The organism is Chryseobacterium nakagawai (genome assembly GCF_900637665.1).
Lineage (GTDB): Bacteria > Bacteroidota > Bacteroidia > Flavobacteriales > Weeksellaceae > Chryseobacterium > Chryseobacterium nakagawai.
Window position 1 is genome coordinate 1,722,711 of record NZ_LR134386.1, and the last position, 14,647, is coordinate 1,737,357.

General features: G+C 35.9%; 14 protein-coding genes. All 14 read left to right on the forward strand.

Annotated features, from left to right (window positions below):
- Positions 1 to 2: 2 nt before the first annotated feature.
- Positions 3 to 1,151: an efflux RND transporter periplasmic adaptor subunit gene (locus EL260_RS07925; RefSeq protein WP_123859640.1), complete on the forward strand. Its 1,149-nt coding sequence runs from the start codon at positions 3 to 5 to the stop codon at positions 1,149 to 1,151.
- A 42-nt stretch (positions 1,152 to 1,193) separates the two neighbouring features.
- Complete coding sequence (locus EL260_RS07930; protein ID WP_123859641.1) at positions 1,194 to 1,658, forward strand: heme-binding domain-containing protein; 465 nt, start codon at positions 1,194 to 1,196, stop codon at positions 1,656 to 1,658.
- A 68-nt stretch (positions 1,659 to 1,726) separates the two neighbouring features.
- Positions 1,727 to 4,234, forward strand: coding sequence for a cation-translocating P-type ATPase (locus EL260_RS07935; RefSeq protein ID WP_123859642.1), 2,508 nt, complete (start codon positions 1,727 to 1,729; stop codon positions 4,232 to 4,234).
- A 50-nt stretch (positions 4,235 to 4,284) separates the two neighbouring features.
- The gene (locus tag EL260_RS07940; RefSeq protein WP_123859643.1) at positions 4,285 to 4,674 is read left to right on the forward strand and encodes a hypothetical protein; all 390 of its coding nucleotides are present in this window, start codon (positions 4,285 to 4,287) and stop codon (positions 4,672 to 4,674) included.
- A 70-nt stretch (positions 4,675 to 4,744) separates the two neighbouring features.
- Entirely contained in the window at positions 4,745 to 5,188 is a 444-nt protein-coding gene (locus EL260_RS07945; protein WP_123859644.1) for a thioredoxin family protein, read from the forward strand.
- 6 nt (positions 5,189 to 5,194) lie between these two features.
- Positions 5,195 to 6,121 carry an FAD:protein FMN transferase gene (locus EL260_RS07950; protein WP_123859645.1) on the forward strand — a complete coding sequence of 309 codons (927 nt, stop codon included), beginning with the start codon at positions 5,195 to 5,197 and terminating at the stop codon, positions 6,119 to 6,121.
- Entirely contained in the window at positions 6,118 to 6,339 is a 222-nt protein-coding gene (locus tag EL260_RS07955) for a DUF4266 domain-containing protein (RefSeq protein ID WP_062669905.1), read from the forward strand. The genes EL260_RS07950 and EL260_RS07955 overlap by 4 nt, the downstream gene beginning before the upstream one ends.
- Positions 6,340 to 6,374: 35 nt before the next feature.
- Entirely contained in the window at positions 6,375 to 7,565 is a 1,191-nt protein-coding gene (locus EL260_RS07960) for a DUF3570 domain-containing protein (protein WP_123859646.1), read from the forward strand.
- 405 nt (positions 7,566 to 7,970) lie between these two features.
- Complete coding sequence (locus EL260_RS07965; protein ID WP_123859647.1) at positions 7,971 to 8,522, forward strand: hypothetical protein; 552 nt, start codon at positions 7,971 to 7,973, stop codon at positions 8,520 to 8,522.
- A 286-nt stretch (positions 8,523 to 8,808) separates the two neighbouring features.
- Complete coding sequence (locus EL260_RS07970; RefSeq protein WP_164466609.1) at positions 8,809 to 9,702, forward strand: AraC family transcriptional regulator; 894 nt, start codon at positions 8,809 to 8,811, stop codon at positions 9,700 to 9,702.
- A gap of 142 nt (positions 9,703 to 9,844) precedes the next feature.
- Positions 9,845 to 11,575 carry an APC family permease gene (locus tag EL260_RS07975; RefSeq protein WP_164466610.1) on the forward strand — a complete coding sequence of 577 codons (1,731 nt, stop codon included), beginning with the start codon at positions 9,845 to 9,847 and terminating at the stop codon, positions 11,573 to 11,575.
- 6 nt (positions 11,576 to 11,581) lie between these two features.
- A complete protein-coding gene (locus EL260_RS07980; RefSeq protein WP_062653515.1) occupies positions 11,582 to 12,403 on the forward strand; it encodes a mechanosensitive ion channel family protein in 822 nt (273 codons plus the stop codon).
- A 47-nt stretch (positions 12,404 to 12,450) separates the two neighbouring features.
- On the forward strand, positions 12,451 to 13,209 hold the full coding sequence (locus EL260_RS07985) for a 4-hydroxy-tetrahydrodipicolinate reductase (RefSeq protein WP_123859650.1): 759 nt from the start codon (positions 12,451 to 12,453) through the stop codon (positions 13,207 to 13,209).
- Between the two features lie 79 nt (positions 13,210 to 13,288).
- Positions 13,289 to 14,581: a DUF389 domain-containing protein gene (locus tag EL260_RS07990; RefSeq protein WP_123859651.1), complete on the forward strand. Its 1,293-nt coding sequence runs from the start codon at positions 13,289 to 13,291 to the stop codon at positions 14,579 to 14,581.
- Positions 14,582 to 14,647: the final 66 nt, after the last annotated feature.

Here is a 14,647-nt window from a genome sequence, read left to right on the forward strand (position 1 = left end):
TAATGAAACGTACATTTAAAATTATATCATATTCCCTGTCAATAATAGGATTACTCATGTTTTATGAGTGTAAAGATCAAGTAAAACAGCAGCTGCCTGCTGCCAGTCCGAAAGATGAAAACGTTGTGATGCTTACGGATGCTCAACTGAAAAATGCACCTGTAGTAACAACAATACTTTCTCTGCAGAAGATTTCCTCTGTTTTAAAACTTAACGGAATGATAGATGTACCGCCACAAAATCTGGTTTCTGTCAGTATTCCTTTAGGCGGATACCTGAAATCGAGCAGCCTGCTTCCGGGAAAGCCGGTATCAAAGGGGCAGGTGATTGCAGTGATAGAAAATCCACAGTTTATTCAGCTTCAGCAGGATTATTTAATGGCAAAATCTAAAAATCATTTTGCCCAATTGGATTACAACCGCCAGAAAACCCTTAACCAAAGTCAGGCCACCAGCGATAAGGTAATGCAGCAGGCTCAATCTGAAATGAACAGCCAGAAAATCCTTATGAATTCTCTGGCTCAGCAGCTCCGTCTTATCAATATCAATCCTGAATCTCTCAATTCGGGAAGTATTCAAAAAAGTGTACCGGTTTACAGCAGTATCAATGGCTTTGTAAGCAAGGTCAACGTGAATATTGGTAAATATGTGAATCCCTCCGATGTCCTTTTTGAACTTATTAATCCGGATGATATTCATCTAAATCTCAAAGTATATGAAAAAGATCTGGCAAATCTGAAGAAAGGGCAGAGGTTTGCTGCCTATACCAATGCCGAACCTGATAAAAAATACTATGGTGAAATTCTTCTGATCAGCAAAGATGTAAACCAGGGCGGATGGGCTGAAGTACACTGTCATTTTGAAAAATATGACCAGAGTCTTGTACCGGGAATGTATATGAATGCCGAGATCGAGACCAGTACTTCTTTTTCCAATGCTGTCCCTGAAGAGAGTATTGTCAATTTTGAAGGAAAAGACTTTGTCTTCGTTGAAGAAAAAAAACAGACCTACCGATTGACTCCTGTAACATTAGGTGAAACAGAAAACGGATTTGTAAAGATCATAAATGCTGATGATTTTAAAAATAAAAAAATAGTCATCAGAAATGCATATACACTTCTTATGAAACTTAAGAACACAGCAGATGAATAAAAATTATAGTAAAATAAAAGAACTTATAAATAAATACAAATTATGAAAATATCATCTTTAATAAAAACAGGAGCAGGTTTTATAGTCCTGCTTCTGATTGTGATTCAGTTTTTTGATACGGATAAAAATATAGCGGCGGTTCCTTCGGAAAATGCTATTGAAAAACATTACCAGGTTCCGGGTCATGTACAGGGATTATTAAAAACAAGCTGTTATGACTGTCATTCTAACACTACAGCTTATCCGTGGTACTATAACATACAGCCTGTAAAATGGTGGCTGGCAGATCATGTGAACTCAGGAAAAAGGCATCTCAATTTTGATGAATTTAATAGCTATTCAAAAGAAAAAAAATTAAAGAAACTTGATGAAGTTGCAGAAACCATCAGAGAAGGTGAAATGCCTCTTACCTGTTATACCGTTGTTCATCAGAATGCAAAATTATCTGATACCCAAAAGTCAGAAATAGAACAATGGGTGAAAGAGGTTAAAAAGCAGATTGAATAGAAAAAACCGAAAATATTACGCTGATATAATAAAAACAATCAGTAAATTTAATATCATATCCATTTCGTATGAATTACAATATACCGGAAGATCTGAAAGGCCTTACAGCATCTGAAGTAGCCGCTTCCAGAAAAAAATACGGATATAACCGCCTTGACGCGGTGAAGAAAGAATCATGGGCAGATCTTCTTCTCAATATCCTTAAAGAACCGATGCTGATTCTTCTTATCTGTGTTTCCTTTATTTATGTGCTTACAGCAGATTATGGTGAGGCCTTATTTATGTTTGCAGCTATTGTTGGAGTTACCGCCATTTCTTTTTACCAGGATAACCGAAGCAAAAAGGCGCTGGAAGAACTTGAAAAACTGAATGAACCTTTGAGTAAAGTAATCAGGGATTCAAAGATCATAGATATTCCCACTTTTGAAATAGCAGTCGGAGACTTGTGCATTACCGAAGAAGGGAGCCTCATCAATGCAGATGGAAGAATTGTTCACAGCAACGATTTTTCTGTCAATGAGTCTTCCCTTACGGGCGAAAGTTTTTCTGTTTTCAAGGACAGCAGATCTGAAGATCATAAAGTATACAGCGGAACAATCACTGTTTCCGGGCTTGCCGTTTTTGAGGTCGAAAATATAGGAAAAGAAACCAAAGCAGGAAAAATAGGACAGTCTATATTGGGTATAAAAACAGAAATATCTCCTTTACAGCTTCAGATCCGGAATTTTGTAAAGGGGATGGCTGTTATCGGAGTTATTATTTTTCTTGCAGTATGCATTTTCAGTTTTGTTAAAACGGGAGATTTTGTGACCAGTTTACTCAGTGGGCTTACCTTGGCAATGTCTGTTCTTCCTGAAGAAATTCCTGTAGCCTTCACAACATTTATGGCTTTGGGGGCCTGGAAGCTGATGCGGGAAGGAATTATTATTAAGCGAAGCAGTATTGTGGAGACCCTGGGAAGCGTTTCCGTAGTTTGCACAGATAAAACAGGTACGATTACAGAAAACTCCATGCAGCTGAAACATCTTTATGATTTCCGTTCTGACAGAATTTATGAAGAAGCAGAGTTCAATACAACAGCGCTCAATGACCTTATTGATTATGCGATGTGGAGTAGTGAGCCTGTACCTTTTGATCCCATGGAAATCACACTGCATAAAATCTATGAGCGGAACCGAAAGCCTGATCACAGGAAAGACTATCAAATGTTTCATGAATATCCGCTGGAAGGTAAACCACCAATGATGACCCATCTTTTTGAAAATGAACATAAAAACCGGATTATTGCTGCTAAAGGAGCTCCGGAAGCTATCATCAGTGTTTCCGATCTTTCAGAAGAAGAAAAAACCAAAATAAGAAAGTTAATAAAGAACTTCGGAGAACAGGGATTCAGGGTTCTTGGTGTTGCCAGATCTCATTTTGAAGGAAATGATTTCCCGGATAAACAGCAGGATTTTAAATTTGAATTTTTAGGATTGACTGTGTTTTATGATCCTCCCAAAAAAGGAATAAAAGAGGTATTTAAACATATCTACGATGCCGGTATTCAGGTAAAGGTTATTACCGGAGATAATGCGGATACCACCAGAGCCATTGCATTGCAGGCAGGAATAGAGAGTAGTACTTCGCCCGTTAATGGAAGTGAAATCGCAGAATGCTCAGAGGAAGAACTAATAAAGCTTTCCGAAGAGACAACTTTGTTTACAAGGATGTTTCCGGAAGCAAAGCTAGAAGTGGTTTCTGCCTTGAAAGCTCAGGGGCACGTAGTAGCAATGCTGGGTGACGGTGTTAATGACGGGCCAGCATTAAAGGCCGCTCATATTGGTGTAGCAATGGGAAATAAAGGGACTGAAATTGCTAAATCAGCTGCAGCGCTTGTTATAACCAATGATGATCTGGATAAACTCGTAATTGGGGTTGCTGCAGGAAGAAGAATTTATGCCAATATAAAAAAAGCGGTCCAGTATATTATTTCTATTCATATTCCCATTATTCTTACCGTTTCTTTGCCTTTATTTCTGGGTTGGGTATTTCCTCATATCTTCACTCCGGTGCATGTGATTTTTCTTGAACTGGTCATGGGGCCCACGTGTTCTATTGTTTATGAGAATGAGCCTATTGAAAAGGATGCCATGCAAAGGCCTCCAAGAGCACTTACAGATACTTTTCTGAACTGGAAAGAGCTCACAATAAGCATTATTCAGGGGCTTGTCATTACTGCAGGAATATTATGGCTATATCAGTATTCTGTTGATCTGGGGAATGACGAACCAAAAACAAGATCCTTGGTATTCAGTACTTTGATATTTGCTAATATATTACTGAGTTTGGTGAACCGTTCTTTCTATTACAGCATGCTGGAGAGTTTTAAGAACCGGAACATCCTGCTTGCTGGGATCTCAGTATTGGTTGTCCTTCTCCTTCTGACTATTCTCTATGTATCACCTGTTTCAGGATTTTTCAGCGTGACGGCTCTCAACATAAAAGAACTTGGATTGACACTGCTCACTGCTTCAATTTCTGTGTTATGGTTTGAGATTTATAAACTCTTAAAAAGATTTTATTTTAGGAAATAATTAACATAGAAAAATACTCATCCATAATAAAAAAAATATAATTTTGATTTGTGAAAAAGTTGATTTCCATATTGTTGCTGTCACTCTATTTGGTTTCTACAACTGAAGTGTATCAGTTGTTTAAGATTCCGACTTTGATAGAACACTATTGTGAACATAAAAAGCTTAATCCTGAAATGTCTCTCACTGCATTTCTGAGAACACATTATGATCATCCTGTGAAAGATGGAGATTACGGCAAAGATCAGAAACTTCCGTTTATTATACATTCTACGCCTTTGTCGTTAGTTTTTACGATTAATCAGGGATTCACTTTTGAAACTGCAACGTATCATTTCAGCCCCTTACAGATACATAAGATTCCTTCAAAAGACGAAGATCTTTGCTGTAAAGGTTTTCTGAATTCCGTATGGGAACCGCCAAGATCTTCTTTTTCATAATTCAGTCTCAATTTGGTTTGTATTCACAGATCAACATCATCAATTATTTTATATCATTAATTTCAGAATAATGAAAACAATATTTTCAGCCATATTAATGGTTGTATTCGCTATTGGTATTCATGCGCAAAGCCGCTTTGAGAATGCCAAAAAACTAGCATCAGAAAAAAAAGAGCTTATATTATTAAATTTCTCTGGTTCAGACTGGTGTATTCCGTGTATTAAGCTTCATAAAAATATCATCGAGACCGATGAATTTAAAAAGCTTGAAATGGAAAATGTTGTCGTTTACATCAATGCAGATTTTCCGAGAAATAAAAAGAATCAGCTTCCCCCAGAATTGAAAAAAGAAAATGCCTCACTTGCGGATCAGTATAATCAAAAAGGATTATTTCCTTATACTTTGTTGCTGAATTCGGAAGGAAAAGTCCTGAAAAGCTGGGAAGGGCTGCCTTCGGAAAATGCATTGGCTTTCAGCAAAGAGATCAGAGATATCAAAGGAAATCAAAAATAAAAAGGTATGTTAAGAGAATTCAAAAGACCCCAGAAATTAATGGGGAACGCTTTTGAAATTACTGTAGTAAGTGATGATGAAAATTCGGCAAATCAGCATATCGATGCAGCGATTATCGAGATTCGGAGAATTGAAAAGCTTTTGACGACATTCAGTGAGGAAAGCCAGACCAATCTCATCAATAGAAATGCAGGAATCAAGCCTGTAAAAGTGGATTGGGAGATTTTTGATCTGATTGAAAGAAGCCTTAGAATCAGCAGGATAACAGACGGATATTTCGATATTTCCTATGGTGGAATCGATAAAAGTTTCTGGAATTTCGATCGTGAAATGAAAGAACTTCCGAATCCTGAACTGATTAAAGATCATCTGAAACTCGTTAATTATCAGAATATTATTCTTAACCGTGAAAAGCAAACTGTTCTGCTAAAAGAAAAAGGCATGCGGATCGGCTTTGGAGGAATCGGTAAGGGATATGCTGCTGAAATGGCAAAACAGATGCTTCAAAACAGAGGTGTCACTTCCGGAATTGTAAATGCTTCAGGAGATTTAACGACCTGGGGAAATCAGGCAGACGGAAGGCCCTGGACTGTGGGAATTGCCGATCCCGATAACGCAAAACAGTCATTTTCGTATATGAATATTACCAATATGGCAGTTGCCACTTCAGGAAATTATGAAAAATTCGTCGTTATCAACGGTAAAAAATATTCTCATACCATCAATCCCAAAACGGGAATACCTGTTTCGGGCGTAAAAAGTGTTACGATCTTTTGTCCTAACGCAGAAATTGCAGATGCAATGGCAACTCCGGTAAGTATTATGGGAATTGATGCGGCACTCCATATGATCAACCAGATTAACCATCTGGAATGCATCATTATTGATGATCAGGACAAAATTTATTCATCTCAAAACATTAATCTAAAATGAAAAACCTTATAAAAATATTCGGCTTCTTACTAATCACCGTTGCTTCAGTACAGTCCTGCACAACGGTAAAAGAGTACGAGAAAAACAAATTAAACGATGCCGAAATGGCTCTTGGAAACAGAAAAATTGAAAAAACCGAACTGAGCTTTCAATCATACAGAGAAGGATCTTCGGGTGCGAATGCAGGAAAAGTAGGTGGTGGTTGCGGATGTAACTAAAAAGAGTAATCGTAAAATTTAATTGTAATTCAAGAATGAAAAAAATAATCGTAAGTGTTATTGCTCTTTTCGGAATTTTCAATGCAAAAGCACAGGAAAATACAAACAATGAGCAGCCTAAAAAGCTGACTTTTGATGAAGCTAATTTAGTTTCAAGCTATTATAAACAAAATGGGAATAACTCTGCTGTTACAGGAGGAATCGGAACGGAAAAGCTGACTGATATTTCCAATACCATTGACGTAACTATGGTAAAATATGACAAGAAAGACAGGAAAAATAAATTCGATTTCAGTGTCGGGATTGATCATTATACGTCCGCTTCGTCGGATATGATCGATCTGAAAGCCAATTCATCAGCTTCCCACGCAGACAACAGAATTTATCCTGCATTAAGCTGGAGTCGTGAAAATAACGAAAAAGGAACGACTTTAATGGCGGGTGTTTCTACGTCTTTTGAATTTGATTATGCATCTTACGGTGCAAACATCGGGTTTTCGCAAAAAACCAAGAACAGAATGGGAGAGTTTACCGCAAAATTCCAGGCTTATCTGGATCAGGTAAAACTGATTGCCCCGATTGAGCTCAGAACAAACGGAAGCACTGGAGGGGAACACGAAAACTATGGAACAAGTGGAAGAAATACTTATGCTTTGTCTTTGTCTTATTCGCAAATTATCAATCAGAACTTTCAGGTTGAATTGTTGGCGGATGGTGTTCAGCAGACAGGATATTTAAGTTTACCTTTCCATAGGGTTTATTTCAATGATAATTCCGTCCATCAGGAAACTTTGCCGGATAAAAGGTTTAAAATTCCTTTAGGAGTAAGAGCGAATTATTTCCTTGGAGACAAAGTCATTCTAAGAGCATATTATCGTTATTATACCGACGATTGGGGATTAAAATCAAATACATTGAGCCTGGAAACGCCGGTGAAAATTTCGCCTTTTGTTTCGGTAAGTCCGTTTTACAGATATTATTCTCAGACTGCGGCTAAATATTTTGCGCCTTATCAAGAGCACACGGCTTTTGATGATTTTTACACCAGTAATTATGATCTTTCAAAATTCAGCAGTAATTTTTACGGAGCAGGAATCAGAATCAGTCCGAAAAACGGTTTATTCGGTGTTGAGAGGCTGAATATGCTTGAAATCAGATACGGACATTACACGAAATCTGTTGGGATGAAGTCTGATATAATTTCCCTGAATTTGAGATTCAAATAATTTTTTTTCTTGTTGTAAGAATCAAGATTAAATTTCTATTAAGTGGTATATTAAAATGGTGTTACTTGAAATCAAGTAGCGCCATTTGGCTATTGGTGCAAAGCCAGGAGGAGTATATTTAAACACTTTTATCAATGATTTGTTTCGTTTAAGCTGAATTAAATAAGAATTTCAAATCTCGTTTTTATCAGGCAATTTTTGATAGATTAGACATTTTTTGCAATTTAATTTAAAAAGTGAGTGAAAATTTTCATTGAACGGAAGTCTTTAATTGGCTGCAAATTGGAAAGTAATAAAATTTCAAATATTATCTAGTGACAACGTTGTGGATGTGAAAGTAAAATTTTTAATATATTGAACAGGTTAAAGCTCGGAAAAACTTTTAAACCAATATAGAGTTAAAATATGATGAAGAACTATTTATGCTTATTGCTTTTCACTATATTGTCTTGCCAATCAAACAATAGGGCAGAGTATGAAATTCTAAATATAGCGATTGATCGGTGTGTATTTCCTCCCACGGACATGGATATGATATCCAGAATTTCCAAGGAGCACAAAGTGGATATGAAAGAAGCTTTAAGTATATATGATACTTTAGTGAAACATGAGCAGTATACTTACTCAATCTCTGATACTTTGTATCCTGTAGATTTACCAAAAAGTGTTTGGGAGCAACTACGATATAACGATATTTTCAAAATACAGGGAGTATCGGATCAATCAATTCCTATAGATTTTACAAAAATAAATGTCCTCGAAAATCGGAAAAGGATTCAGAGAACTGTAGGCCGTGCAAAATATTTGGGACATTTTAAATTTCACAGAGTGCTATTTGATAAATCCGGATCATATGCATATTTGCAGACTGATATCCCTGAGGGTCCGGGACGACTTCATGGATCTTTCGGATTACAGTTTAGAAAAGAAAATGGAAAATGGAAACTTATCAACTAAATTTCATCTCATTGGATAAAATGGTCTAAGCTTCTTGACTTGATCTAAAGTTTTAAGTTGGGGATTAGAAACAAATATTCAAGAAAGGTAGAATATGAAATAGTATGTAAAGCTATCGCTCAATTAGTGAACTTTTGGTGTAGACATTGATACTGTTTTGTATGTATAGTTCTTTACATATATGTATTTTGTATTCATTTTTTTAATAATTTTTACCATACAAAACGTAAATATTACCACCGTACTCGCTGATGTATAATTTACCTTTGTATTTTTGATGATAGCTATGGATAAGATTGAAAGAATGGAATTATACACGATAGAGACGTTGGTTCCTAGCTCATCCTCCTTGTCTGATTTTGCCATTTATACGCTACAGGACTTTTCGAAGCAGTTTAAACATCTAAAAGATCCTCACCGTCATGATTTTTATTCAATGATTATTTTTGAAAAAGGGCAAGGGGAGCATGTGATTGATTTTGTACATTATGATATAAAGGCCAATCGGATTTTTTTAATAAACTATGGTCAGGTTCATGCATGGATAAAATTAAAAGATGTCAAAGGATATATCATTAATTTTACAAAAGAGTTCTATAATCTTATTTATACCGGAAACAATAAAATTAAGAGTGACCTTATTAATTCTGAAATAACCCCTTATATTGATATTGATCAAAAAACTATGTGTGAGTGGAATCAACTGGCAGAACTTATCAAAAATGAATATCAGGCAGAGAAAAGAGAATTCAAGGAATTAATTTGCATTTATTTAAAAGCAATTCTGATTAAATACAGGAGACATCACAGGTGTTCATTAGAGGGAACAATTAATAAAAGCGACCGAAAAACAGTATTGATTCAACAATTCAATGAGCTGGTCAATGTTAAATTTAAGCAATGGAAATTTCCCCGGCAATATGCAGATGAATTACATATCACGTCTAATTATTTAAATATAATTGTCAAAAAATCATTGGGATGGTCTGCAGGATATATTATTCGTGAGCGGATTGTTCTTGAAGCTAAAAGACTGCTTCAAAGTACAGATCTTACGGTGGCTGAAATAGGAACAGAATTGGGATTTACTGATAAATCTAATTTTAACAAGTATTTTAAGGGATATGTGCATACTACTCCGGAAAATTACAGAAAGCAGACATTTCAGCAGAAAAATTAATCGTATTTTAATGAAAAACTTTATAGAAATTAAAAATTATTCATATAGTATTGTCATGTTTGAAAAGATATGACATAATTTGTCCAGTGCGGGCAGTATTTGAAATCAAATGCTGCCCCTTTTTAATTAAATCAATGCAAAAATGAACAAAAAACTGACTGAGCTGCAATCTACTGCCATTAGTGGAAATGATATTACTTCGTCGTGTCTGTATGTTTCAGCACTTACTATCTTATATGCAGGACAATGGGCATGGCTTTCGTTATGTATAGTGGCTTTAGTTCTTTTTCTTTTTAGGAGGATATATGGCGAGGTTGTAGGTGCTCTTCCCCTGAACGGAGGAGCTTACAATGTACTTTTAAATACTGCAACCAAAAGAACAGCTTCGCTGGCAGCCACTTTAACGATTTTGTCTTATATGGCTACGGCCGTTATATCTGCTTCCGAAGCCATGCATTATATGTCTTCGATTTTCAAAGAGCTTCCAGTCCTCATTGCAACTGTTGTTGTTCTTGTTCTTTTCTGCATTTTAACAATAAGCGGAATAGGGGAGTCTGCTAATGTAGCAGTGTTTATATTTCTGTTTCATTTATTTTCTTTAGTGGTTCTTATTTTTGCATCTGGAATCTTTATTTCCCAGCATGGTTTTTCTCTTTTGGAGATTAACTGGAATATTCCCCTACAATCATCTTCCATTTGGAAAGCCTTGTTTTTTGGCTTTTCAGCTGCTATGCTTGGAATATCGGGGTTTGAAAGCTCTGCGAATTTTGTTGAAGAGCAGCAGCCTCATGTGTTTCCTAAAACATTACGCAACATGTGGATAGTGGTTAGTATTGTGAACCCACTTCTTGCTTTTTTATTGATTTGTATATTACCGATGGCTACAGTTGGTGACCATAAAGAGTCACTTTTGGCTTATTTGGGTCATGTCACCGGGGGGAGATGGCTTTCTATTTTAATTTCTGTTGATGCTGTATTGGTATTATGTGGAGCTGTGCTTACCTCATTTGTCGGAGTGTCCGGTCTTATGAACAGAATTACTTTGGATAGAATATTGCCTAACTTTTTACTCAAACAGAATAAAAAGGGGGCTAGCTACAGAATCGTTATCCTATTTTTAATTTTATGTCTATCTGTTTTAATGGTTACAGAAGGTCATCTGGGCAGCTTGGCTGGTGTATATACATTTTCATTTTTGTCGGTAATGGGTTTATTTGCTGTTGGAAACTTGCTTCTTAAAATAAAAAGACGAAAGCTTCCAAGACCCGAAAAAGCTACGGTTGTTTCAGTACTTTTAGCCATTCTTTTTGTAGGAGCAGCATTTTATGGAAACATACTGCTTAATAAGGCTTCCTTCTATACTTTTTTAAAGTATCTTCTTCCCACTTTGTGTTTTATCTATATTATGCTTAACCGCATTGAAGTAATTGATGTGCTAATCAAGCTGATTGAATTCCTTTATAGCCCTTTAAGAAAATTTGTGGTAGTGGTAAACCGATATCTTTTTAAAGCAAAAAGAAGGCTTCACAGTCAGGAGTTTGTCTTTTTTACCAAGAAAGATAACGTGGCTATTTTGAATAAAGTAATGCAGTATGTACAGGCTAATGAATCCACAAAGAAACTAAAGATTGTCAATGTCATTAAAGACGGAGAAGATAATGAATTGCTAAAAAAAGATCTTGAAGTTCTCGATCGTGCCTACCCGGAAATTGATATTGAATTTATTGAGATCGAAGGGATATTCGGACCCGATTTAATAGAAGAGTTATCCGTAAAATGGCACATCCCCAAAAACTTTATGTTCATTGCTTCTCCAAGTGATCGTTTTAGCTATAGGGTTGCTGAACTGGGAGGTGTTAGACTTATTATGTAAAAATAAATGAAAGAATTTTTAGATTATCAGATTTTTAAAATTGGTAAAATAACGTTAGAAGTTAACCAATTGCTTTTACTTATCGTTTTTGCAGTAGCCGTCAAATATCTTCTGGCTTTTGTAAAAAAAATCATCTACAGCAATAAGAAGCTTGACGGATCCAAGAAATATACGATTTATGCTTTGGTCAAATACATCATATACATTCTAGCCATCATAGGATGTTTTGATATTATAGGAATTAATATCTCGATTTTTCTCGCCGGTTCTGCTGCATTGCTTGTCGGGATTGGGTTAGGGCTGCAAAACCTTTTCAGTGATTTCATATCCGGGATTATCCTTTTAGTGGACCGGACCATAAAAATAGATGATATTATTGAAATCAATGGAATGGTATGTAAAGTAAAAGAGATTAACCTGCGTACTACCACTGTGCTGACCCGTGATCAGCGAAATATTATATTACCCAATACGGAGCTCACTAAAAATCATCTTATCAACTGGACCCATACTGATGATTTGGCAAGGTTTGATATTAAAATAGGCATTGGGTATGGAGCTGACATTGACCTTGCTATGCAGATTATGGAGAATGCGGCTCAGAGAGACCCTAAAGTTTCCATTGATGAAAAACCGTTTTGCCGTCTGGAGGATTTTGGTGATTCTGCTGTGATTTTGGCGGTGTACTTCTGGACCCCGGATATTTTTGCTGTTGAAAATACCAAAAGCCGTATCAGGCAGGAGATTTTCAAATGGTTCAAATCCGGAGGAATAGATATACCTTATCCTCAAAGAGTAATGCATCTAAGGGAACATAAAGAAGACTGATTCTTCCGTAAGCAATATATTGAGATAAAAAATAAATGATATAAAATATGAAAATAGGTCTGATTGGATTTGGAAAAGCCGGAAAAGCGGTAGCGAATGTTATTTTACAGAATACAGAATTTTCTTTGGAGTGGGTATTAAAAAATAGTCCTATGCCAACTATTTTTTCTGCATCTGAGTTTTTAGGTGTAAATTCTGAAGATCAGGGCTTGATTTATTCATTAAAAAATATTACAGTTGATGAATTATTGGATATGCATCCGGTAGATATTATCATTGATTTTTCATCAACTGACAGTATTTTTGTGTATGGAAAAATGGCAGCTGAAAGAAAGGTGACCATAATTTCAGCAATTTCACATTATGGAGATGTTGAAAAAGAACTTCTCAGAGAGCTTTCGAAAGAAACGATTGTCTTTTGGTCTCCAAATATAACATTGGGTGTTAATTACTTAATGTTTGCTTCTGGTTTGCTGAAAAATATAGTTCCTGATGTAGATATTGAAGTTATTGAGGAACATTTCAAAGCAAAAGAAGGGGTTTCGGGAACCGCTTTGAAAATTGCAGAGAAGCTGGATTTGGAAAAGGAAAATATTAACTCAGTCAGGGCAGGCGGTATAGTAGGCAAACACGAGGTTGTTTTCGGTTTTCCTTACCAAACGGTACGTCTGGTACACGAGTCTATTTCCAGGGAGGCTTTTGGTAACGGAGCTTTGTTTGCTGCAAGAGAACTTGCTGACAAACCTAAAGGTTTATATAATTTTGAAGATATCCTACGTCCTTATTTTGAAATAAAAGAAGGGTAAAACTATTAAATTTAATGTTAATATTGTATTGTAACTTTACGGCATAAATATTACTTTTATGCTGTAAAGTTTATTTGAAATGCTGGGAAAACTATATAAATTTATTAGTCTGCACTACGGAGAGGAAGAAAAAGAGAAAGTGCTGGAAAATGTTACTGAAAATATTTCTTTCCGGGGCTCAAATCTCTGGATTCTGGCTTGTGCTATAGTGATCGCTTCTATCGGACTTAATGTTAATTCAACGGCAGTCATCATTGGGGCCATGTTAATCTCTCCGTTAATGGGGCCGATCCTTGGAGCAGGTTTTGCTTTGGGTACCTATAATTTCCAGCTGCTTAAGCGATCTATTAAAAATCTTCTTATTGCTACTGTAGTCAGCTTGTTGGTTTCTTTTATCTATTTCTTTTTAAGCCCCTTTAAAGAAACGCAATCAGAACTTCTGGCACGTACAGCACCTAATATTTATGATGTTCTTATTGCTTTTTTTGGCGGATTGGTAGGAGTTATTGCCATTACCAGGGTCAAGAAAGGAAATCCGATTCCGGGTGTGGCCATTGCGACGGCTTTAATGCCTCCTCTATGTACGGCCGGATATGGCTTAGCCATTGGTAACTGGGTCTATTTTATCGGAGCCTTTTACCTGTATACCATCAATTGTTTTTTCATTTGTATTGCTACTTTTTTAATTACAAAGTATCTTAGATATCAGCCTGTCAAAATGGTTGGTGAAAAGTATGAGAAGCAGATTAAATATGGAATTACAGCATTGATTATCATTATGATTGTTCCCAGCTTTTATCTGGCCTACAACTTATTGAATGAGAAAAAGTTTAAACAGAATACCGATCAGTTTATTGATAAGGAATTTGTTAAAGAAGGCTATACCATCATCTATAAGAAAGTCAGTTATCATTCATCACCAAAAAAAATAGAGCTTGCTTTTCTGTCCAAAAAATTTACTCCTGATGAGCTTAAGAAATTGAATGAAGAACTAAAGGAATTCGGTTTATTAAATGCTGAACTTATCATCAAGCAGGATGCTACCGACCTTAAATCAGAGATTCTCAATGAAATTGGCAAAAAAGATAATGTTCTCTCAGAAAAGGATATCATGATCAATAACTTAAGAAATGAGCTGGATAAATATTCGGTTAAGGATTCAGGAGTGGTTAAAGAGATGGCGATACTTTTTCCAAAGTTTCATAATGTTTCTATAGGAAAGATTACAGACTTCCCGAATACAGACAGTGCACGTTTGGCAACCATTGTGATGTACAGTTCGGAAAAAGAAGACAGGGAAGATGAGCTTAAACTACAACAGTGGATGTCACAAAAATTAGCAGATAAAAATACTAAGGTAATACGACGCTAAAAAGACTTAGAATATTCTAAGTCTTTTTAGTGGTTATTAGCTTAAATCACTGAATTGATTATGAAA

Excerpts from the sequence above, each read along its gene's own strand:
- EL260_RS07970 (WP_164466609.1), top strand. The coding sequence starts at position 8,809 with ATGGATAAGATTGAAAGAATGGAATTATACACGATAGAGACGTTGGTT.
- EL260_RS07960 (WP_123859646.1), top strand. The coding sequence starts at position 6,375 with ATGAAAAAAATAATCGTAAGTGTTATTGCTCTTTTCGGAATTTTCAAT.
- EL260_RS07930 (WP_123859641.1), top strand. The coding sequence starts at position 1,194 with ATGAAAATATCATCTTTAATAAAAACAGGAGCAGGTTTTATAGTCCTG.
- EL260_RS07975 (WP_164466610.1), top strand. The coding sequence starts at position 9,845 with ATGAACAAAAAACTGACTGAGCTGCAATCTACTGCCATTAGTGGAAAT.
- EL260_RS07980 (WP_062653515.1), top strand. The coding sequence starts at position 11,582 with ATGAAAGAATTTTTAGATTATCAGATTTTTAAAATTGGTAAAATAACG.
- EL260_RS07955 (WP_062669905.1), top strand. The coding sequence starts at position 6,118 with ATGAAAAACCTTATAAAAATATTCGGCTTCTTACTAATCACCGTTGCT.
- EL260_RS07950 (WP_123859645.1), top strand. The coding sequence starts at position 5,195 with ATGTTAAGAGAATTCAAAAGACCCCAGAAATTAATGGGGAACGCTTTT.
- EL260_RS07985 (WP_123859650.1), top strand. The coding sequence starts at position 12,451 with ATGAAAATAGGTCTGATTGGATTTGGAAAAGCCGGAAAAGCGGTAGCG.
- EL260_RS07990 (WP_123859651.1), top strand. The coding sequence starts at position 13,289 with ATGCTGGGAAAACTATATAAATTTATTAGTCTGCACTACGGAGAGGAA.
- EL260_RS07965 (WP_123859647.1), top strand. The coding sequence starts at position 7,971 with ATGATGAAGAACTATTTATGCTTATTGCTTTTCACTATATTGTCTTGC.
- EL260_RS07935 (WP_123859642.1), top strand. The coding sequence starts at position 1,727 with ATGAATTACAATATACCGGAAGATCTGAAAGGCCTTACAGCATCTGAA.
- EL260_RS07945 (WP_123859644.1), top strand. The coding sequence starts at position 4,745 with ATGAAAACAATATTTTCAGCCATATTAATGGTTGTATTCGCTATTGGT.
- EL260_RS07925 (WP_123859640.1), top strand. The coding sequence starts at position 3 with ATGAAACGTACATTTAAAATTATATCATATTCCCTGTCAATAATAGGA.